The organism is Pedobacter sp. GW460-11-11-14-TSB4, assembly GCF_059423705.1.
Genome location: NZ_JBWKYI010000001.1, coordinates 557736 through 576392, shown reverse-complemented (window position 1 = coordinate 576392; position 18657 = coordinate 557736). Strand labels below are relative to the sequence as shown.

Below are 18657 nucleotides of genomic sequence, written 5' to 3'. Positions count from 1 at the left end.
TAATGTGAACACGCAGCATCAAAAAAGATACTTTCGGCGATAAAATCGCCCTTCACGTGCATCCTCGTTGCAAACGAAGACGATGATAGTCTTTATAGTCCTCGTTTGTAACGAGGATTTGTGAGAATCACATTTGTAATGTGAACATGCAGCATCAAAAAAGGACACTTTCGGCGATAAAATCGCCCTTCACATGCATCCTCGTTGCAAACGAGGACGATGATAGTCTTTATAGTCCTTGTTTGTGACGAGGATTTGTGAGAATCACATTTGTAATGTGAACACGCAGCATCAAAAAAGATACTTTCGGCGATAAAATCGCCCTTCACGTGCATCCTCGTTGCAAACGAGGACGATGATAGTCTTTATAGTCCTTGTTTGTAACGAGGACTTTTGAGAATCACATTTGTAATGTGAACATGCGTATCAAGAAAAGATACTTTCAGTAATAAAACCGCCTTTCGCATGCACACTCATGCAAAACGATGACGATTAAGTAATCAATAGTTATTGTTTTCAGTTGCAATGCCCTTGGTTCATAAACCTTATTGAAGTGGAAAGCCCGCAAGCCCGATCCTTTATCGGGCGAGGACTTGTAACGGAAGGAAGGACTGGATGCTCCGATGAAATGCTGGCTTTCATTTTCCAAACACCATATCGTCATTTCGAGCGGAGTGCAACGTAGTCGGGAACCACGTAGTGCTCAGCGAAGCTAAATCTGTTGCTACAGATCTCTCTCCCCAACGTTCGGGACTGAGCTTCAGTCGAGATGATGAACTTTTTTTCTTGAGATAACGGTGATATAAATATAAAAACCCATGTTAACTTAATTAACATGGGTTTTTATGATGATGTTGCTAACTGAAAACCGTTAACTGAAAACTGATTAGGCTAATTTACCTAAAGCTTCTTTTATCCTTCTTAATGCTTCAACTAAACTTTCGTCAGACGCTGCGTACGATAAACGGATGTAGTTATTGTTACCAAACGAATCGCCACCAACGGTTGCTACGTGACCAACATTTAATAAATACAAAGCCAGATCAGATGAATCTTTAATTACATTTCCATCAGCATCTTTTTTACCGAAGAAAGAACTGATTTCAGGGAAAAAGTAAAAAGCACCATCAGGAAGATTTGTTTTTACACCTGGAATTTCGTTTAATAAATTATAAACCAGTTCTCTACGGCGTAAAAATGCTTCTTTCATTTCTAAAACGCTGGCTAAACCTTGCTCGTAAGCAACAATTCCAGCTCTTTGTGCGATAGAACAGGTTCCAGAAGTTGTTTGTCCCTGTAATTTATCGTTAGCAGCTGCTATTTCTTTATTAGCGGCAATGTAACCTAGTCTCCAGCCGGTCATAGCGAAAGCTTTAGAGAAACCGTTTACAATGATTACGCGGTCTTTAATACTGTCGAATTGCGCAATAGACTCATGTTTATCAACGAAATTAATGTGCTCATAAATCTCATCCGATAAAATATAGATATTTGGGTGTTTTTCGAAAACGGCAACCAGGGCTGCTAATTCTTCTTTACTGTAAACCGAACCTGTTGGGTTACAAGGTGAAGAAAACATAAATAATTTCGATTTCGGCGTAATAGCAGCTTCTAACTGTGCAGGTGTGATTTTGAAATCGCTTTCGATGTCTGTATCGATAAAAACAGATTTTCCTTCGGCCAGCGTTACCATTTCCGAGTATGAAACCCAATAAGGTGTTGGGATGATCACTTCATCATCCGGATCGATCAAAGTTAAAATAACATTCGATAAGGATTGTTTTGCACCTGTTGAAACAACGATCTGAGAAATATCATAATCCAGGTTATTTTCTGTTTTTAGCTTGTTAACGATCGCCTGGCGCAGATCTGGATAGCCCGGTACCGGCGAATAACGTGTATAATTTTCGTCTAATGCTTTTTTAGCTGCATTTTTTACGTGATCGGGTGTATTGAAATCGGGTTCGCCAACGCTTAAACTAATGATGTTAATGCCCTTAGACGCTAATTCGCGGCCAAGTTTGGTCATTTTAAGGGTTGCAGATTCAGATAGACTGTTGATTCTTTTGGATAAGGTGCTCATGGTTAATTACTTTGAGCGCAAATATATAAACCAAATATTATTCTGCACTAAAAAAGACATAGTTTTTCTCATTTAATTTATTCGATAAGCGTATTTTTGGAAAAAATATACTTGTGTCGGTAAAAAAGAAAGCAATAATAATTTCTCTGGTGGTGAGTGTGGTGCTGATGTTGGCCAAGTTTGTCGCATATTTTATTACGGGTTCAAATGCGATCTTAACAGATGCAGCAGAGAGTATTGTAAACGTAATAGCAGGCAGTTTTGCCTTTTATAGCATTTACCTCAGTACACAACCCCGCGACGAAAATCACCCTTACGGACATGGAAAAGTTGAGTTTTTCTCGGCCTTTGTTGAAGGGATATTGATTCTGATTGCGGGAGTGGTTATTATTTTCAAATCATCGTACAACCTGATCTATCCTCATGTGGTGGGGGAGTTATTAACCGGAACACTAATTATTGGTATTACCGGGTTGATTAATCTGATTGTTGGCTTGTACCTCATCAACGTCGGTAAAGATGAACATTCGATTACCTTACAAGCGGATGGCAAACATTTATTAACCGATACCTACACCAGTGGCGCCATTGTTATTGGTTTAATATTAATTCAGTTGACAAATATTATTTGGCTGGATAGCTTACTCTCCTTTTTAGTAGGCTTTTACATCGTTTATTCTGGTTATAAGCTTACCCGTGGCTCGGTTGGGGGCTTAATGGATGAAAGCGATTTTACACTTGTTGAAGAAGTAGTGGATGTTTTACAAAAGAACAGGCATAATCCCTGGATCGATGTGCATAATCTGCGTACGCAGCAATATGGCCCTGAATTTCACATCGATTGCCACGTTACATTACCCTACTATTTTGATTTAAATAAAGTTCATCGTGAAATTTCGCAGATTGATGAACTGATCAACAAAAATGGCTTCCGTAAAGCAGAGCTATTCATTCATGCAGACCCCTGTTTGCCTGAGTGTTGTCATTATTGCCATATGAGCGAATGCCCGGTTAGGGCTGAAGCTTTTAGAAAAGAAATTGTTTGGACACCTGAAATAGTAATCAAAAATAAAAAGCACTTCGAAAATGAGCTACTTTAATGTTAGGGTTTATGGATTGTTAATTAACCAGAATAATGAGGTTTTGGTGAGTGATGAGGAAGAATATGGTTTCCGTTTCAGTAAGTTTCCTGGTGGTGGATTAGAACTCGGTGAGGGCTTAATTGATGGCTTAAAACGTGAGTTTGTAGAAGAGTGTGCTGCTGAAATTGAGGTGTTATCTCATTTTTATACTACAGATTTTTTCGAAAAATCATCATTTAACGATAGCCAGGTCATCAGCGTGTATTATCTCGTAAAAGAAAAAGCACCTTTACAGCTGGCCTTTAAGGATACCATTTACGATTTCGATGGGGAAGGTGAAATTCTTCAGGCATTTAGGTGGGTGAAAATTGAGGATTTAAGTATTGAAGATATCACCTTTAAAACAGATAAAACCGTAGGTCAGCTTTTAAAAGATCAATATTCATTTGAACAGTAATAATTTTTATGTCAGATTTCTCCAAACCCCAAACGCCGGACTCCAAGCTTAACTTAACTGAACGCGATCAAAAGGTAATCTGGCATCCTTACACGCAAATGAAGAATGCGTTGCCCCACATCCCCATTGTTAGGGGAGAAGGTGTTTATGTTTTTGATGAAAGCGGAAAAAGATATATCGATGCAGTTTCCTCCTGGTGGGTTAATATTCATGGCCATTCACACCCTTATATTGCACAAAAAGTAGCAGAACAGCTTAATGTGCTGGAGCATGTGATTTTTGCAGGTTTTACGCATGAACCCGCTGTATTATTGGCAGAAAGGCTGTTGCCTATATTACCGGGTAAGCAGGATAAAGTTTTTTATACGGATAACGGATCAACAGCGGTAGAGGTGGCTTTAAAAATGTGCCTGCAGTACTGGGACAATAAAGGCACGCCAAAAACGAAGATTTTAGCCTTTAAAAACGCCTATCATGGCGATACTTTTGGCGCGATGTCTGTTAGTGGTCGCAGTATTTTTACGGATGCTTTTAATAGTTTGTTATTCGATGTTGAGTTTATCGATCTCCCTAACGAATACAATATCTCACATCTCACATCTCATCTATCAAATCTTAGCGATACCGCTTGTTTTATCTTCGAACCACTCATCCTGGGATCTGGCGGGATGCTCATGTATGAGGCTAAATATTTGGATCAGCTTTTATCCGCCTGCAAAGAAGCAGGGATTTTAACTATTGCTGATGAGGTAATGACGGGTTTTGGCAGAACAGGAACTTACTTTGCCTGCGAGAAACTAATTAACAAACCTGATATTATTTGTTTAAGCAAAGGTTTAACCGGCGGGACAATGCCTTTAGGTGTAACCACCTGTACCAATGAGATTTTTGAAGCATTTTTAAGTGATGATAAATTAAAAACGCTTTACCATGGACACTCTTTTACGGCAAACCCGATTGCTTGTGTTGCTTCGCTGGCGAGTTTAGATATCTTATTAAAAAGTGAAACGCTTCAGAATATCAAACGGGTAGAAGCCAAACATGCTGTTTTTCTGGAAGAGATTAAAACTCATCCTAAAGTTAAAGCCATCAGGCAAACGGGAACCATTATTGCCATTGAGTGGGAGACAGGAAATGAAACTTCTTATTTAAGTAATCTCCGTAATTTATTGTACGCTTACTTTTTAGATAAAGGGATAATATTAAGACCATTAGGCAATATCATCTATATCCTGCCTCCATATGTCATCAGTGATGAAGACCTGGATTATATTTATGCAACGATAAAATTAGCACTGGAAGAGATATAGGTAGCTATTAAGAAAGTTTAAGTTGTCAAAGAAACTTTAAGGTCGTAGCGAGACGCTACGACCAGTATTTTGACGAAACAAGAGAAATCACGCTGCTGGTTCTAAATAATTTTTAAGCGCATCATTAACAAAATAAGTCCAGCCACCGTTGAAACTGGTTTTGGCAAAATCGGGCCCGTTCTCAGCAAAACTTTCTATTCCACTGTGTGTTAATTTCAATCTGGTTTGCTCACCTTGCTCGAATAACTCCCAGCTAACAACCGAATTGCCTGGATAGCCATCATATCGCCAGGTGTAAGCCAGTTTTCTGCCCTCAACAATTTCTGTTATTTCGCAACGATGTAAATATTGTGGTCCATCATCGGGTCCGCCGGAAAACTCAAATTTAAAACCCACTTCAGGTTTAAAGTTTTCCAACTGAAAATACCATTGTTTAATTTCGTTATTATCGGTTAAAGCTTTCCAAACTTTTTCGATAGGGGCGTTGTAGACCCGCTCTACAATAACTGGTTCGTTTTTCATCTTTATTTTGATTTAGTTTCTTTTGATAAGTGTATTTCTAAAGCATCTAATTTGCCTGTCCAAAAAGTTCGGTATTGTTCTATCCACTTAGCTACTTCTGCAAGTTTTTGAAATTTTATGTTACAATATCGGTCACGACCTTGTTGCGTAATTTCTACTAAACCGCATTCTGTTAAAACTTTAATGTGTTGCGAAATGGCCGGCCGGCTCATGTCGAAATTTTCGGCAATTGCATTTAGATTTAAGGTATTATGCGCAATCAGATTGATGATTTCTCTTCGGGTAGGATCGGCAATGGCTTGAAATACATCTCTTCTCATAAATTAATTGCGTAAGTGATTGCTTACAAATATACATGTAAGTAATCGCTTACGCAAATTTTGGGTTATATTTTTAAGTAATAAAAACTAGCCTAAAGGCATTTTGCTCATGTCCATATAAAGAATGCTCCACCTTTGTCCGTCCAGGTCAACAAAACCACAACCATACATCCAGCCATCTTTGTAGCCTGGCTCGCCATAAAGCGTACCACCGGCCGCTATCACTTTTTGAGCAAGGTCATCTACCTCTTCCGGACTTTCTGCATCGAAAGAGAACAATACTTCAGCACCATGGCGTTTATCGGCAATGTTGGTTCCTGCAAAGCCCTCGTACAAAGCTTCTTCAAAAAGCATAATGGCCAAATTGCTTTCTCCTACTAAAAAGCAGGCAGAATCTTCGCGGGCGCCATACTGTAAGTTAAGGGTGAAACCGAGTTGCGTGAAGAATGCTTTAGACTTATTAATGTCTTTTACCGGAAGATTTATCCAAAGTGATTTTATCATAACGTTTTATATTTTGATGTAAGTAAAGATAGGTAAGCGGCAATAGACTTATCCTTGGCAAAAAAGAAAATTTACAGGGCTATTTGAGACAATTAGGTTATTGTAATTACTTATATTTTCTTCTATTCCTTATGTGGTTAAAGTATTGCGGCAATGTGCGCCTTATAAATCATAGTGCTTTATTAGCTTATGTTCTTATAAGCTCATAGGCTTAACTAGTTAGTAAAGTTATTGGACTGATTCTTGCCATATAAGGCATTTAAGGGAATTTCAGCTCATAATGTTAATTGTACTTAATATTTATATTTTTCAGAAAGCTTTTTAGGTGCCACGTTACAATAAGAAAGTGTAAGCGCATCGATGATCATTTCATCTGGTAATGTGGTTAGGTCAAAAATAGTCCAGCCTTGTTTACCCCAGGCCCCGGTAGCCGGGCGTATTTGATTTGAATCATAATCGCAGAAAACAGACTGATCAACTGCTGATAATTTGAATGTCGCCTGCATTTTCTGAAGATTTAATGTTGCAAAGATCTTTTTATTTACACGAAAAGAAGTTTTTTCGAAATGTGGCAGTTCCATAACTTCATCAAAAGATAGACAATGTGTTATAAAGGTTAAATTATCCATAAGAGTTATTACTGGATGAAGGAGACTTGATTACTATTGAAAATCTGCTCAGGAAATCGGTCGTTGATTAGTAAGGTTAATGTTTTGGCCGGTTTTTGATTCTTATCGATGAAATAAAGCGTATTAGCCTTTAATTTAACAGGTAGTTCATCAGGCATATCGAAATGATACTGCGCCTTGAATTTTTTATCTGCATTATAGAATATAAGTCTACTATGACCATGATATACTATTGCAGCTTTAATTCTACTAAATTCTTTAACTACATAAAACTTAACTTTTCCATTTTTATCTGTTATTTTCCCCAGATAGATTGATCTTAAATCGCCGTTTTTTGTTTTTTGAAATATATTTTTACCAATATTTTTCTGGGCTAAATCTATGTTTGGATCATCAATATTTTGACCTGAACACCAGGCATATGAAATTAATAACAACAGGATAATTGAGAGGCTCTTGGGCAGCATTTGATTAAATTTCCTACAATTTATACAATTTCTGTGGATGTTGTTCTGCGTAATTGAGAATTAAATTTAAAATATAACTGTTGGATGGATAGATAGATAAATCATTTTTAATGGGAGCCAGGCCATCTGATAAATAATTTTTATCTGTAAAATAACCCATCCCATAAAACTTTCCCTTTTCCACCACCAGGCAGCTAAATTCTTCCTCTTTTCTGCCTTCATCTACCAATGCAAAACTGGGTTGCTGGTTTTGAATGTCGCTTAATGCCGCATTTAGTTTTTTGTTGTAAACGGCTACGGTTTCTATGCCACTGCATGCACCAAAACATTGGCCATTTTCATGGGCATAACATTTGGTTGCCGTTTTTTGCAAATAACAAAGCTTTGCACAAAGCTGGTACTTATCAACCAGTTGGTTTAAGAAATTATAGCCTTCCAACAAGCTATTGAAACTCTGTAGGGCGTTATTGTTCTTTTTATGTTTATCAATGGCTAAACGTAAATAACCGTTTTGATCTTCGAAAACATATAAATCATATTTATGCTCATAACGTTTCATGGCGCGGTTATTTTCCGGCCAGAGGCGTTTAATTTCATTGGCTTCTAAAATTAAAGCCATCAGTTCGGTACCACAAATTACATAATCTACGTGATGAATTGTGCGTAAAAAATCCTGACGCTGCCGGTTAGGTGTATTACCTGTAAAGTGGCTGGTTACACGTTTCTTCAGGTTTTTCGCTTTTCCAACATAAATAATTTTGCCCTTACTATCTTTAAAATAATATACACCAGGCTGATTGGGCAACCTCAAAATACAGGCTTTATCTAAATGAGGCGGTAAAACCTGCTCTTTTGATGTTTTCTTCAGCATTTCTGCTATGGTACCTTCCTGATCGTGTTCCAGTAATAAATTGAAAAGGATACTTGTAGCATCTGCATCTCCTGCTGCCCGGTGCCGGTTTTGAATCGGAATCTGCAAAGCTGTACAGAGTTTACCCAGGCTATACGAAGATTTTCCTGGTATTAGTTTTCTGCTCAACCGCACCGTACACAGTTTTTTACACTGTAAATCGTATCCTGCGGCTGCCAAATGATGCTTCAAAAAGGAATAATCGAAGTTAACATTGTGAGCTACAAAAATCTTATCATTTAACAGTTGATAAATCTGTAATGCCACGTCATCAAAAGTTGGGGCATCCATTAACATGTGATCATCAATACCGGTAAGTGCCGTAATGTAAGCGGGTATAGCTTGCTTAGGATTAATCAGGGTAGTGTATGATTCAACTATTTGATTGCCATCATGGATGTTAATGGCAACCTCGGTAATACCATTTGCTGAGGCATGGCCGCCAGTGGTTTCAATATCTACAACTGCGTATAACATTAAATTAATTTGAAATACAAATCTATGCTAAAATAATTAGTATGAAAATAATTTTGATTATTTCTTTAGCATAAAAAAAACGGCTACCTATTTAACGTAACCGCTCCTGTATTTTGTATGTCGATGTTATTTAAGTTTACTGAGCAGTTTACTTAAATTAGGTTTAATGCCCACAGAAATTGGTACCGTGTTAAAAGCCCGGTTCTGGATTTTGCTAAAACCGTACATGTAACTGGCCTCCACAAATAAATTAGCACCGCCAATATTGTATTCGATACCGGCACCACCTTCTGCAATGCCTAAACTATTCGATTTATTATCCTGGGTAACCTGCAAAGTTGAGGTATTAACCCCCGCCTGTGGCGTAAGGATAATTCCACCGCCAGCCCCTGCAAAACCATAAAATGCCCATTTATTGACAATTTTACGGTAACCTAATGCCACATTTAATAAATAAGTGGTTGCTCTTCCTTTCTGTAGCGTGTAGGTATATCCTGCATCTGGCGTAATCTGGTTAAAGGTGAAAGCATGTAAACTTACTTTCGGATAAAGGAACAAACCGCCATCGCCTAAACCTAAATTTAAACCTAATGATGTTGAAAATTTAGGCTTAAAATAATCCGAAGTTTCACCCATTGGGAATGCAAAGCCGATTCCACTCATCGAATAAAGTTTATCTGGTCTGCTTTGCGCTTTTACCTGGATGGATACTACTGTACATAACAATAGAAGAGATGTTAATAATTTTAATTTCATATCTGATTTTTTAATTTTCGGTTAAAGCATTTACTTTTTGGAGTAAATCTGCTATGTTAAAGGGTTTTTCTAAATAATCGTCGGGATGATATTTTTGTGATGTGATATAATTTTCATCATACCTGGCCGATGCCATAATAATGGGGATACGCGCTGTTTCAGGATTTAACCTTAACTCTTTAAATACCGCACGCCCATCCATTCCATTCAACATAATGTCTAGAATAATCAGATCGGGATTAAAATCTCTTATGGTTTTAAAAATATACCGTGGCGATAGTAGCGGATAAACTTTATAATGTTCAGTTTCTAATACATCCTGGAAAACTTCTAATACATCTGGATCATCATCCACAATCAACACTCTTTTCAAAACAGATCAATTAATTAATAATAGTCTATCCTAATACAAAGTTTTGAAGGGAATGTTTTGATCAAACGTTAAAAACTGATTGGAGATGATGATGGGCGGTTATTAAAGACTACATTATAGCGCCGGGACGGGGTTTTTCCTGGAGTAAATTGTTCTTGATGAAATTTGCGAAAAGTTCGATGTATGTACCTGAAACGGTAAAAGATGTTTCCTCTGAAAGCAGTATTCTATTTCCAAGTACACTTTTGATGTGCTGTTTGGCGATTACAACAGTAGGATTAATCTGGATAAATGCAGAATGTTTTTTTAACATTTTCAAAGTCTTGATGAAATTAGATTTTGAACTTAAAAAAGCATTTTTTGTCGTTTTAAACTGAATATCTTCTCCCATTTCCTCTACCGCAATTAACTCGTTCAGATCTATTCTAACCAGGTCGCCATTTTCACCCTGTAAAGGGATGTAAAAAAAATGATCGTCGAAAATAGACAAAGCATGTTGTACTTTTTTCCCGGTTGGGTAAAGGTTGTTTATTGTTTTAGCAAAATGCAAAATAGAGTAGGGCTTAAGTAAATAAGCATCTGCGTCAACCTTAAAGGCATCAATGGCATACCTTGGGTGTGCGGTGGTGAAAACCAAGTGTTTTGTTTTTTGCCTCAGCAGGCTTGCCAGTTCAATTCCGGATAGTGAGGGCATTTCGACATCCATAAAAATAATGTCGACAGGGTTAGCTACCGATATTTCTGCGAGGGCCTGGAGCGGTTCAGTAAAAGTTTGGATAAGTTTTAAATCAGGCAGCTTATCCATATATGCTATTAAGCTCTCCAGGGAATGAGGATCGTCATCAATAGCGATACAACTTATTGACATTTTTTATAGGTTTAGTTGATGCAAATTACAATTTCAGCCAGTAAAATGAAAAAAAAACACATTCGAAACGGATTTTTACGTATTCGGCAAGGAAAATCAGCTTTTCTTTTGAGATTATTGCTTAATCTGAAATTTTAGATTAAAATTATTAAATGAGGTATTGCTGATTATAATTTAATGGTTAGCATTACCTTAAAATAGTGGTTTGAATCAGCAAAGTAATTGAATTCGGCACTTTTGCCATAGGTGTAAGCTAAACGTTTCCTGATGTTTTCCATTCCTGAACTTAAACCTGAATTATCTTTAACTGCCCTGATTAAGTTTGAGGTTTCTATAATAAGCTGATCATGTTCAGTCCTCAGGCTCACTTCGGCAGGATGTGATTCAGTAAGCAGCTCGCCATGTTTAAACATGTTTTCTACCAAAGTGGTTAACACTAAAGGAATGATTTTAATGTTACGTATTTCGTCGTCGTACCAGAAACGGAGCTGTACGTGGTGATCTTTACGCAGCTGATGCAGGTTGATGAGGTTTTCGACCTGATTAATCTCCTCGTCGAGCAAAATAAATTCCCTGTCCTTATTGCTGTCGACCGAATAGCGCATCATCTCTGAAAGAGAATGGATGGCTTCTGCGGCAACCGGAGAAGAATCTTTAGCATTTTGATAAATAAAATCGAGCGTATTAAACAACAGATGAGGCTGTATTTGCGCCTTTAAAAAGGCATTTTCTGATTTAGCGATTTGGATAATGTTATTTAAACGTTGTTTTTCCAGATCTTCGATCTTCTTCCGCTCTTCGAGAAAATTAAGGAGAAAATAATAACTGGTAGCAAAACACATAAAATATATGGCGCGGTAAATCGGCGCAGCAAAAAAAGCCGCGTTAAATATTAGTTTAATGGGACCATTATAGTCGGTATAATTAATTACAATATAATCTAAACAAACCGTTAGGATTAAATAAGCAGCCAGTTCGAGTAAAATGAATAAGGGTAATTTCCACCACCTTTCGTTAAGTTTTTTAAGGGCAAAAGCCAAAACAACGTGTGCATGAAAATAAAAGGTAGCGATGTTTAAACTATAAAAAATAACATAAGTACTCAGTGTAGAGAACCTGCCGGCAAAGATACCGATGATGATGGCTTCGTAGAATATGAATATGGTCCAAACTAAAATGTGCAGTTTTTTGTCGGAAAACCAGTTTAGAATTTTGTTAAAATTATTCTTTTTAGGGGTAGGCGTCATTTGGCTAGTTAATTGGGGAACGGCTATATATGCTAAACAATAAACCGTCAGCGTTTAATTGTTTAGATAACGAAAATACTAAAAAATTAGTTTACGATCGGTTAGTTTTAATCGTTTTCTCTTTGATGTAGTCCTGTATGCTCTCACGGTAACTATTTCCAATGTTGATGGTGAGGTCGTTAATCATTTTTAAGGTATGACCTTCTACTTTCTCAATGTAGTTTTTAGCGATAATAAACGAGCGGTGTGCCTGGGCAAAATTCTGATAATCTTTTAAAATGATTTTTATCTCTGATAATGCAATGTAGGATACAATCGTTTCGTTCAAGGTAAAAATCCGGACATAGTTTTGCAGACTTTCTATCGCCACGATATCGGTATACCTTACCTTAATCAAATTGTTCTTTTCATTTTTGTTCCTTACAAAGAAATAGTCATCCTCTTGTTTAATATTAACATTTGGTAAACTGGGACTGAGGGGAAATAACCTGTTGATGGTTTCCGCAAAACGGGCAAAGGTGTAGGGTTTTAATAAATAAGCGCTTGCATTCATTTCAAAAGCTTCATAGGCATATTTGGAATGCGAGGTAGTAAATATTAATTTATCTGTTTTATGTCTGATGGCTTTTGATAATTCTAATCCCGAAATCATAGGCATATCAACATCTATAAAAACAATGTCAACACGATCTCCTGCCGTAATTTCATTTAATGCCTGTAACGGATCTGTATACGATTTTATTAAATGAATATTTGTGAGATTATTGATGTATGATTTTATACCGTTGACGGCGTGAATGTCGTCATCAATTACGATACATGTTAATTTCATTAGGTGTGTTTTAAGGTTAAGCGAAATTATAGCTTGCGTTTTAAATAAAGAAATTATTTTGGACCTGTAATCATGTTTAGTTGGTTTTTGTAGTAAATATGATACGTATATGTTTTTTCCTGCAAGAATTAAAATCAGTAAAATACAATGACAGCGCTTTTTACAAAATGAAATAAAACAAATTGATTTAATTGCTTGTATAACAATATATTGTATTTTGAAACGTAGTTATTAATGGATATATTTATTAACCAAAATAATCATCCCTAATTATCTAAAACAATATCCCATGAAAAATAGAATTCGCACCACCAATAGATTAAACGTGTCTATAACTAAAAAGGTTATTGAGCTGCAGGAGCAGGGTTACGACTGCGATTTTCTGCTGCTGGCCAATGGCAGTTTGCAATGCATGCAAACTAACTTAAATTACCCGCTAAGTACGGTGGCGATAAAACAAAGGGAACATGGTTACGATTTCTTCAGCCATTCGTACAAACACGTACATACCATAGAGACAGGTAACGGGGAAAGGGGAGTATTACTTACCGAAAAAGCATTTTAACCGATTGCTTTATGCGGCTGATCTATAATTAAATTTACCAGGTTTAATAGTAAGTATTTTTGATCTATGCGCAATTCCAATAGGAATAGCAGGCCATGCATTTAGGGTATTTAGTGAAAAAAACTTTTTCATTTTCTTTTTGTTTAGATTTTATTGAATATATTTAAACAAAATAATGAATTACTCCATTTCAGATCTTGAACAGCTTTCGGGCATTCATTCTCATACCATCAGGATCTGGGAGCAACGATACAATGCGCTGAATCCGATGCGATCTCAGGGTAATACACGTTTATATGATGATAAGCAGCTCAGAAAGCTATTAAACATCGTTAGTTTAAATAAAAGCGGCTTAAAAATTTCTAAAATCTGCAGTCTCTCTGATGCGGAGATGGATCAACTTATTGATCAACAGTTTTCATATTCAGCTGATGATGAGCAGGCCGATCATTATGTTTCTCAACTGATCAGTCATGGTTTAGCCTTTGATGAGCGCGCCTTTAATCAGTTAATAGATCAAGGCATTGATCAGTTAGGACTTTCAGACTGCTACCGGAAAATTATTTATCCATTGCTGGTTCGCTTGGGATTAATGTGGCAAAAAGATGATGTTTGCCCCGCTCACGAGCATTTTTTATCCAATATTATCCGTCAAAAAATATTTAGCCATATCAATAATCTTCCCTTAACAAGGCATTCTGGTGAAAGCTGGCTTCTTTTTTTACCAGAAGACGAAGATCATGATATCGGGCTGCTTTTTGCCAGTTATATGCTGAGGCTGCATCACCATCAGGTTATTTTTTTAGGTAGCAAAGTTCCGTTGGATTCGATCAAGCGCGTATTTTCTACCTTAAATGTAGGTCATGTGTTGCTTTTTATGATAAAATCCAGATTAGTGCCTGCCGCTCAAAAATATATAGATCAATTGTCTGAAATATGCTCATCCACTAAAATCCATCTTGCTGGAAACAGCCAGGTTATCGGTAAACTCAAGAATATCGATCACATCAACTGGTTTAAAACGCTCGATGAATTTGAAAAAACAATACAATATCCCGTTTTACATGAAAGAAATATTTGATCAACTATCTGCCGATTGTAGCCGGCTTACCACTAAGTTATATAGTACCAGCTTCTCTTATGGTATTTATTTTCTTGGTAAAGAACTGCGCCAACCTATACATGCTATTTATGGGTTTGTACGTTTAGCTGATGAAATTGTAGATAGTTTCCATCATTATGACAAGAAATTTTTATTAGATAAATTTAAACTCGATACTTTCGAGGCCCTCAACCTGGGCATTAGTTTAAACCCCATCTTAAATTCCTTTCAAAAGGTTGTCAATCAATACCAGATAGATCAGGAACTGATTGTTCTTTTTCTTAGGAGTATGGAGATGGATCTTTCGACACTAAAATATACTCCTGATCTTTACAACGAATATATCCTCGGCTCTGCAGAAGTGGTAGGCTTAATGTGTTTAAAGGTTTTTACCCATGGTAGCAGTGCAGATTACGAACAGTTGAAACCTTATGCCATGAAATTGGGTTCCGCATTCCAAAAGGTTAATTTTTTGAGGGATGTTAAGGCTGATCATCAAACACTTAGCCGGAATTATTTCCCTAACGTTAATTTAGCCCTTTTCTGTGATCATCAAAAAAAACAAATTGAAGAAGAAATTGAAGCAGAATTTGCAACCGCGTTAATCGGTATTAAGCTGTTGCCCACAGCTTCCAGAAATGGCGTATATTTGTCCTATATCTATTACAAAAAATTATTCGCGAAGATAAAGCGTTTAAGTGCTGAAAAAATTATGACTGAAAGGATCAGAATTTCGAACACATATAAAGTTGGTTTGATGTTTGATTCGATTATTCGTAATAAGTTAAATGTAATTTAAATGGAAGAGCAAGTTATTCTGGTTGATGAGGAGGATGTGCCGAAAGGGCAGATGGATAAAATGGAAGCACACGAAAAAGGCATATTACACCGTGCTTTTTCTGTTTTTATTTTTAATTCTAAACGCGAACTGTTGCTGCAACAAAGGGCAATGAGCAAATACCATTCGGCAGGTTTATGGACGAATACCTGTTGCAGTCACCCCCGGATTGGAGAAAGTAATATCCATGCAGCAAGAAGAAGGTTGATGGAAGAAATGGGAATGGATTGCGAATTGAATTACCTGTTTAAATTTACCTACAAGGCCATATTTGAGGACGGCTTAACGGAACATGAGGTAGACCATGTTTTTTTTGGCATGAGTGATGAATTGCCAGTGATAAACCGCGATGAAGTAGAAACTTTTAAGTATATGGATTTAGAGGCTTTGGCACAAGATATTGCCGTTAATCCGGGCGCTTACACGCCATGGTTAAGGATCTGTTTAGATAAAGTGGTCACACACGCATCAACGGCTAAAACAAAAAACGGGCATACAGCCTAAGCCATATACCCGTATCTAAATTAACGCTCTCGAGGACAAATATAGGACTAGTTTGCAAAATTCCTAAACGTTTAACATTTCTTTTACTTTAAGATTATAGTTCGCAGTTTGGATTGGTGTCGGCCTGTAAATTAAGGCATTAATATATAGCTATTTATAAGTATGGACGAAAATAAATGCCAGAAAATATTTTTTTTCTCTAAGTCAATTTGTTTCTGATATTTCATCTGGTTGTATTTTGTTGATCTGTTTTAAGCGGCTCTTTTTTTATCGTTCTGGCCATATCGCTGTGATATTATTCTTCCCCGAGTTTCTGAAATTCAAATTTATCTTTAATGTGCCTGTTAAAATATCTCCCTTTCGATCCCGAAGCCTTTAACATTTTATAAACGCGTTCAGGAACATTTTGATACAGATAAATCATATCGGTTACAAAGAGGATTTTCAATGTTGCTGTAGCCGCATCATAACTAAAATATTTGATCACTGACGATGGCATAATATCAGGTTATACCTTAAAAACAGCTACACTTACAAATGGTTTCACTCATTTTTGAGTGCTGATTCTTCTTTTTGAACTTTAATCTTTTCCTTTTTCAGATCGATACGGATGAGGTTGTACAGGCTCATATAAACGTTTGCAACCCATACTATCGAAAAGAAGGAAATAATGTAACCCCGCCAATCAGGATAAATTAAAGTGAATTTTGTAATCAAAAGCAGGATTATAGTTACATAATGACTAAAACAGTATTCACATGTAAATACATAAAAAAACTTTCTTTTCGCCAATTGGTTGCAGTTTTTAGAGCGGTTTACACAGAATTCACGCGCCTCTTTAAAAATTTCTTCCTTGGTAACTGTCCAGGCTATGCAAGCTACTGGTATGGCCATAATAAAGAGGTAATAGATATGTGTTTCCATAATAATCAAATCGGGGTATAAATACAACCTTAAACCCTTGAAAATGTTTACCTAAGCGATAAACATTTTGATTATATTTATGTTAATCATTATCTAATTATTTATTTTATGGAAAGATCAGAAATCATATCTCTACTTGAGGTAATCAATCAACAGGTTAGTTCTTCGGTTTTAGGTGGGATGGAAGAAGAGTACGAAGAATTAGAAAGCATGGGGCTGATTAAAATTAACCGTGAATCGGTACAATGGTCATCGGCTATGACGCCCGCCGGAAATGCTTATCTGGGGCACGATTAGTTAGGTTAAAAAATGCAGTAACATAATGCCGTTTCTGTAATCGTTGATCGGCTATGGAATATAGACTTCTGATGATGATTCGGAAAACAGGTTCCGGTTATTATCGGTTCAGGAAGTCCTGCACTTCACTTTATGCTGAAGAAAATCGGGACGATCAGGTTTATTCAAGCTGGGGTAGTGCTGCTATTTGAGGTTTATGGGGAGTGCACTTATGCGACAGATTTTCCGCGCGCGCTGTGCTTCCATGGCAAAATAAAAACAGCTAGCGGAGACACTAACGCGTTGACCTCCATTAGAATCTTTACGACTAAACTTTGACCAATTTATTGTTGGAATTCTGCTAAATTTGCAGCAAGTTTAGAATTGTGCCTAAATAAAATAAATGGCCCTTCTATCTGCAGATATGAACGATTTACAACTTAGAACGGTAAATGTAACCAGATATGTTACGCCTTTACGCGAGGGTGGCTCTATGCCCGCTATTGCTGAAGCTGACGATAACTTTTTATATGTACTGAAATTTAGAGGAGCAGGACAAGGTACCCGGGCTTTAATTGCTGAACTCATTGGTGGTGAAATAGCCCGCTATTTAGGTTTACGCGTACCTGAATTGGTTTTTGCCAACTTAGATGAAGCTTTTGGGAGAACAGAACCCGATGAAGAAATCCAGGATTTGCTAAAAGCCAGCGTAGGCTTAAACTTGGCCTTACACTATTTATCTGGTGCGATAACATTCGATCCAACCGTAACTACAGTTGATGCTAAACTAGCCTCGCAAATTGTATGGCTTGATTGTTTTTTAACCAACATGGACCGTACCTGCAGAAATACCAATATGTTGCTGTGGCATAAGGAACTTTGGTTAATCGATCATGGTGCTGCCTTATATTTTCATCATTCGTGGCAAAATTGGGAAGAACAGGCCATTAAACCATTCTTTTTGGTCAAAGACCATGTCTTATTACCATGGGCCACTGAACTGGAGCTTGTAAATGAAGCGTTTACTAAACTACTTAGTCCCGAAAAGATAAAAGCGGTAATTGATTTAATTCCCGACGACTGGCTGGAAGGTGAAACGAATTTCGAAAGCAAAGCAGCGCACCGCAATGCCTATACGCATTTCCTTACGACCAGATTATCCCATTCAACTATATTTTTAAAAGAAGCACAGCATGCAAGGGAAATTCTTATTTGAGTACGCTGTGATTCGCGTAATGCCCAGGGTAGAACGGGAAGAATTTATTAATGTGGGCATTATTTTGTTTTGTGCCAGGCAAAAATTTTTAAAAAGCATTTTTGCACTGGATGAAAAAAGAATAACGGCTTTTTCTGCTGATGTAGATTTGGAAGAGCTGAAAGAGAACTTGTGTGCTTTTGAAAGAATAAGTACAGCAGCAAAAGGATCAGGTCCCATTGGTTTATACGATCAGGCATCTCGTTTTAGGTGGCTTACCGCAACCAGAAGTACGGTAGTGCAATGCTCAAAAGTACATCCCGGCTTTTGTGATGATGCCGAAGCGACTTTGTTAAGGTTGCATCAAGAACTCGTTCTATAGTGAACAGTTTTCAGTTAAAAATTCTCAGTTTGCA

The 18657-nt window shown here is 37.1% G+C and carries 24 protein-coding genes; 10 read left to right on the top strand and 14 right to left on the bottom strand.

Translation table 11 applies throughout. The annotated features are described in order from the left end of the window. Positions 1-886: 886 nt before the first annotated feature. Positions 887-2083 carry a pyridoxal phosphate-dependent aminotransferase gene (locus tag AC07YT_RS02550; protein WP_209435043.1) on the bottom strand — a complete coding sequence of 399 codons (1197 nt, stop codon included), beginning with the start codon at positions 2081-2083 and terminating at the stop codon, positions 887-889. Positions 2084-2196: 113 nt separating this feature from the next. On the opposite strand from AC07YT_RS02550, the gene AC07YT_RS02545 reads away from it, so the two are divergent. The 3 genes from AC07YT_RS02545 to bioA are packed head-to-tail and all read left to right on the top strand — an operon-like array spanning position 2197 to position 4932. Then, positions 2197-3183 (top strand): cation diffusion facilitator family transporter, encoded by a 987-nt coding sequence (locus AC07YT_RS02545; RefSeq protein ID WP_086545946.1) that lies wholly within the window; start codon positions 2197-2199, stop codon positions 3181-3183. Further along, on the top strand, positions 3170-3622 hold the full coding sequence (locus tag AC07YT_RS02540; RefSeq protein WP_086545947.1) for an NUDIX domain-containing protein: 453 nt from the start codon (positions 3170-3172) through the stop codon (positions 3620-3622). Before AC07YT_RS02545 ends, AC07YT_RS02540 begins: the two co-directional genes overlap by 14 nt. An 8-nt stretch (positions 3623-3630) precedes the next feature. After that, complete coding sequence (gene bioA, locus AC07YT_RS02535; RefSeq protein ID WP_086545948.1) at positions 3631-4932, top strand: adenosylmethionine--8-amino-7-oxononanoate transaminase; 1302 nt, start codon at positions 3631-3633, stop codon at positions 4930-4932. Positions 4933-5019: 87 nt separating this feature from the next. Here the strand turns inward: bioA and AC07YT_RS02530 are convergent, their stop codons facing one another. From AC07YT_RS02530 to AC07YT_RS02480, 11 genes are all read right to left on the bottom strand, one after another. After that, a complete protein-coding gene (locus AC07YT_RS02530) occupies positions 5020-5454 on the bottom strand; it encodes an SRPBCC family protein (protein ID WP_086545949.1) in 435 nt (144 codons plus the stop codon). Positions 5455-5456: 2 nt separating this feature from the next. Beyond that, complete coding sequence (locus tag AC07YT_RS02525) at positions 5457-5774, bottom strand: ArsR/SmtB family transcription factor (protein WP_086545950.1); 318 nt, start codon at positions 5772-5774, stop codon at positions 5457-5459. A gap of 87 nt (positions 5775-5861) precedes the next feature. Beyond that, complete coding sequence (locus AC07YT_RS02520) at positions 5862-6278, bottom strand: VOC family protein (RefSeq protein WP_086545951.1); 417 nt, start codon at positions 6276-6278, stop codon at positions 5862-5864. A gap of 293 nt (positions 6279-6571) precedes the next feature. Beyond that, on the bottom strand, positions 6572-6907 hold the full coding sequence (locus AC07YT_RS02515) for an MmcQ/YjbR family DNA-binding protein (protein ID WP_086545952.1): 336 nt from the start codon (positions 6905-6907) through the stop codon (positions 6572-6574). 8 nt (positions 6908-6915) lie between these two features. Continuing rightward, a complete protein-coding gene (locus AC07YT_RS02510) occupies positions 6916-7344 on the bottom strand; it encodes a hypothetical protein (protein WP_145954230.1) in 429 nt (142 codons plus the stop codon). A gap of 43 nt (positions 7345-7387) precedes the next feature. Then, a complete protein-coding gene (locus tag AC07YT_RS02505) occupies positions 7388-8761 on the bottom strand; it encodes an exonuclease domain-containing protein (RefSeq protein WP_086545954.1) in 1374 nt (457 codons plus the stop codon). Between the two features lie 126 nt (positions 8762-8887). Beyond that, complete coding sequence (locus AC07YT_RS02500) at positions 8888-9517, bottom strand: hypothetical protein (protein ID WP_086545955.1); 630 nt, start codon at positions 9515-9517, stop codon at positions 8888-8890. Positions 9518-9527: 10 nt separating this feature from the next. Further along, positions 9528-9881, bottom strand: coding sequence for a response regulator (locus AC07YT_RS02495; RefSeq protein WP_494945158.1), 354 nt, complete (start codon positions 9879-9881; stop codon positions 9528-9530). A 118-nt stretch (positions 9882-9999) separates the two neighbouring features. After that, complete coding sequence (locus tag AC07YT_RS02490; protein WP_086545957.1) at positions 10000-10758, bottom strand: LytR/AlgR family response regulator transcription factor; 759 nt, start codon at positions 10756-10758, stop codon at positions 10000-10002. A gap of 167 nt (positions 10759-10925) precedes the next feature. Beyond that, entirely contained in the window at positions 10926-12005 is a 1080-nt protein-coding gene (locus tag AC07YT_RS02485; protein ID WP_086545958.1) for a sensor histidine kinase, read from the bottom strand. 91 nt (positions 12006-12096) lie between these two features. After that, entirely contained in the window at positions 12097-12837 is a 741-nt protein-coding gene (locus AC07YT_RS02480) for a LytR/AlgR family response regulator transcription factor (protein ID WP_086545959.1), read from the bottom strand. Between the two features lie 289 nt (positions 12838-13126). Here AC07YT_RS02480 and AC07YT_RS02475 point away from each other — a divergent pair, with 289 nt between their 5' ends. From AC07YT_RS02475 to idi, 4 genes are all read left to right on the top strand, one after another. Beyond that, positions 13127-13402: a hypothetical protein gene (locus tag AC07YT_RS02475; RefSeq protein WP_086545960.1), complete on the top strand. Its 276-nt coding sequence runs from the start codon at positions 13127-13129 to the stop codon at positions 13400-13402. 175 nt (positions 13403-13577) lie between these two features. Then, a complete protein-coding gene (locus AC07YT_RS02470) occupies positions 13578-14483 on the top strand; it encodes a MerR family transcriptional regulator (RefSeq protein WP_086545961.1) in 906 nt (301 codons plus the stop codon). Then, the gene (locus tag AC07YT_RS02465) at positions 14467-15303 is read left to right on the top strand and encodes a phytoene/squalene synthase family protein (protein ID WP_086545962.1); all 837 of its coding nucleotides are present in this window, start codon (positions 14467-14469) and stop codon (positions 15301-15303) included. The genes AC07YT_RS02470 and AC07YT_RS02465 overlap by 17 nt, the downstream gene beginning before the upstream one ends. Continuing rightward, on the top strand, positions 15304-15846 hold the full coding sequence (idi, locus tag AC07YT_RS02460) for an isopentenyl-diphosphate Delta-isomerase (protein ID WP_086545963.1): 543 nt from the start codon (positions 15304-15306) through the stop codon (positions 15844-15846). A 295-nt stretch (positions 15847-16141) separates the two neighbouring features. On the opposite strand, the gene AC07YT_RS02455 is transcribed toward idi, so the two are convergent. Together AC07YT_RS02455 and AC07YT_RS02450 are read right to left on the bottom strand one after the other, a co-directional pair. Then, a complete protein-coding gene (locus AC07YT_RS02455; RefSeq protein WP_086545964.1) occupies positions 16142-16345 on the bottom strand; it encodes a KTSC domain-containing protein in 204 nt (67 codons plus the stop codon). A 44-nt stretch (positions 16346-16389) separates the two neighbouring features. Further along, positions 16390-16770, bottom strand: coding sequence for a hypothetical protein (locus AC07YT_RS02450; protein ID WP_086545965.1), 381 nt, complete (start codon positions 16768-16770; stop codon positions 16390-16392). A 108-nt stretch (positions 16771-16878) separates the two neighbouring features. Between AC07YT_RS02450 and AC07YT_RS02445 the strand changes: the two genes are divergently transcribed. The 3 genes from AC07YT_RS02445 (at position 16879) to AC07YT_RS02435 (ending at position 18623) form a co-directional block, all read left to right on the top strand. Then, entirely contained in the window at positions 16879-17067 is a 189-nt protein-coding gene (locus AC07YT_RS02445) for a hypothetical protein (RefSeq protein WP_057934571.1), read from the top strand. 382 nt (positions 17068-17449) lie between these two features. Further along, on the top strand, positions 17450-18262 hold the full coding sequence (locus AC07YT_RS02440) for a HipA family kinase (RefSeq protein ID WP_494945151.1): 813 nt from the start codon (positions 17450-17452) through the stop codon (positions 18260-18262). Next, positions 18240-18623 (top strand): DUF3037 domain-containing protein, encoded by a 384-nt coding sequence (locus AC07YT_RS02435; RefSeq protein ID WP_086545967.1) that lies wholly within the window; start codon positions 18240-18242, stop codon positions 18621-18623. The genes AC07YT_RS02440 and AC07YT_RS02435 overlap by 23 nt, the downstream gene beginning before the upstream one ends. Positions 18624-18657: the final 34 nt, after the last annotated feature.

Bases quoted from the DNA above. Each gene is read 5' to 3' on its own strand.
- AC07YT_RS02500 (WP_086545955.1), bottom strand. From the start codon at position 9,517: ATGAAATTAAAATTATTAACATCTCTTCTATTGTTATGTACAGTAGTA.
- AC07YT_RS02520 (WP_086545951.1), bottom strand. From the start codon at position 6,278: ATGATAAAATCACTTTGGATAAATCTTCCGGTAAAAGACATTAATAAG.
- AC07YT_RS02480 (WP_086545959.1), bottom strand. From the start codon at position 12,837: ATGAAATTAACATGTATCGTAATTGATGACGACATTCACGCCGTCAAC.
- AC07YT_RS02525 (WP_086545950.1), bottom strand. From the start codon at position 5,774: ATGAGAAGAGATGTATTTCAAGCCATTGCCGATCCTACCCGAAGAGAA.
- AC07YT_RS02530 (WP_086545949.1), bottom strand. From the start codon at position 5,454: ATGAAAAACGAACCAGTTATTGTAGAGCGGGTCTACAACGCCCCTATC.
- AC07YT_RS02450 (WP_086545965.1), bottom strand. From the start codon at position 16,770: ATGGAAACACATATCTATTACCTCTTTATTATGGCCATACCAGTAGCT.
- AC07YT_RS02515 (WP_086545952.1), bottom strand. From the start codon at position 6,907: ATGGATAATTTAACCTTTATAACACATTGTCTATCTTTTGATGAAGTT.
- idi (WP_086545963.1), top strand. From the start codon at position 15,304: ATGGAAGAGCAAGTTATTCTGGTTGATGAGGAGGATGTGCCGAAAGGG.
- AC07YT_RS02550 (WP_209435043.1), bottom strand. From the start codon at position 2,083: ATGAGCACCTTATCCAAAAGAATCAACAGTCTATCTGAATCTGCAACC.
- AC07YT_RS02540 (WP_086545947.1), top strand. From the start codon at position 3,170: ATGAGCTACTTTAATGTTAGGGTTTATGGATTGTTAATTAACCAGAAT.
- AC07YT_RS02470 (WP_086545961.1), top strand. From the start codon at position 13,578: ATGAATTACTCCATTTCAGATCTTGAACAGCTTTCGGGCATTCATTCT.
- AC07YT_RS02465 (WP_086545962.1), top strand. From the start codon at position 14,467: ATGAAAGAAATATTTGATCAACTATCTGCCGATTGTAGCCGGCTTACC.
- AC07YT_RS02445 (WP_057934571.1), top strand. From the start codon at position 16,879: ATGGAAAGATCAGAAATCATATCTCTACTTGAGGTAATCAATCAACAG.
- AC07YT_RS02505 (WP_086545954.1), bottom strand. From the start codon at position 8,761: ATGTTATACGCAGTTGTAGATATTGAAACCACTGGCGGCCATGCCTCA.
- AC07YT_RS02475 (WP_086545960.1), top strand. From the start codon at position 13,127: ATGAAAAATAGAATTCGCACCACCAATAGATTAAACGTGTCTATAACT.
- AC07YT_RS02440 (WP_494945151.1), top strand. From the start codon at position 17,450: ATGGCCCTTCTATCTGCAGATATGAACGATTTACAACTTAGAACGGTA.
- bioA (WP_086545948.1), top strand. From the start codon at position 3,631: ATGTCAGATTTCTCCAAACCCCAAACGCCGGACTCCAAGCTTAACTTA.
- AC07YT_RS02490 (WP_086545957.1), bottom strand. From the start codon at position 10,758: ATGTCAATAAGTTGTATCGCTATTGATGACGATCCTCATTCCCTGGAG.
- AC07YT_RS02435 (WP_086545967.1), top strand. From the start codon at position 18,240: ATGCAAGGGAAATTCTTATTTGAGTACGCTGTGATTCGCGTAATGCCC.
- AC07YT_RS02455 (WP_086545964.1), bottom strand. From the start codon at position 16,345: ATGCCATCGTCAGTGATCAAATATTTTAGTTATGATGCGGCTACAGCA.
- AC07YT_RS02485 (WP_086545958.1), bottom strand. From the start codon at position 12,005: ATGACGCCTACCCCTAAAAAGAATAATTTTAACAAAATTCTAAACTGG.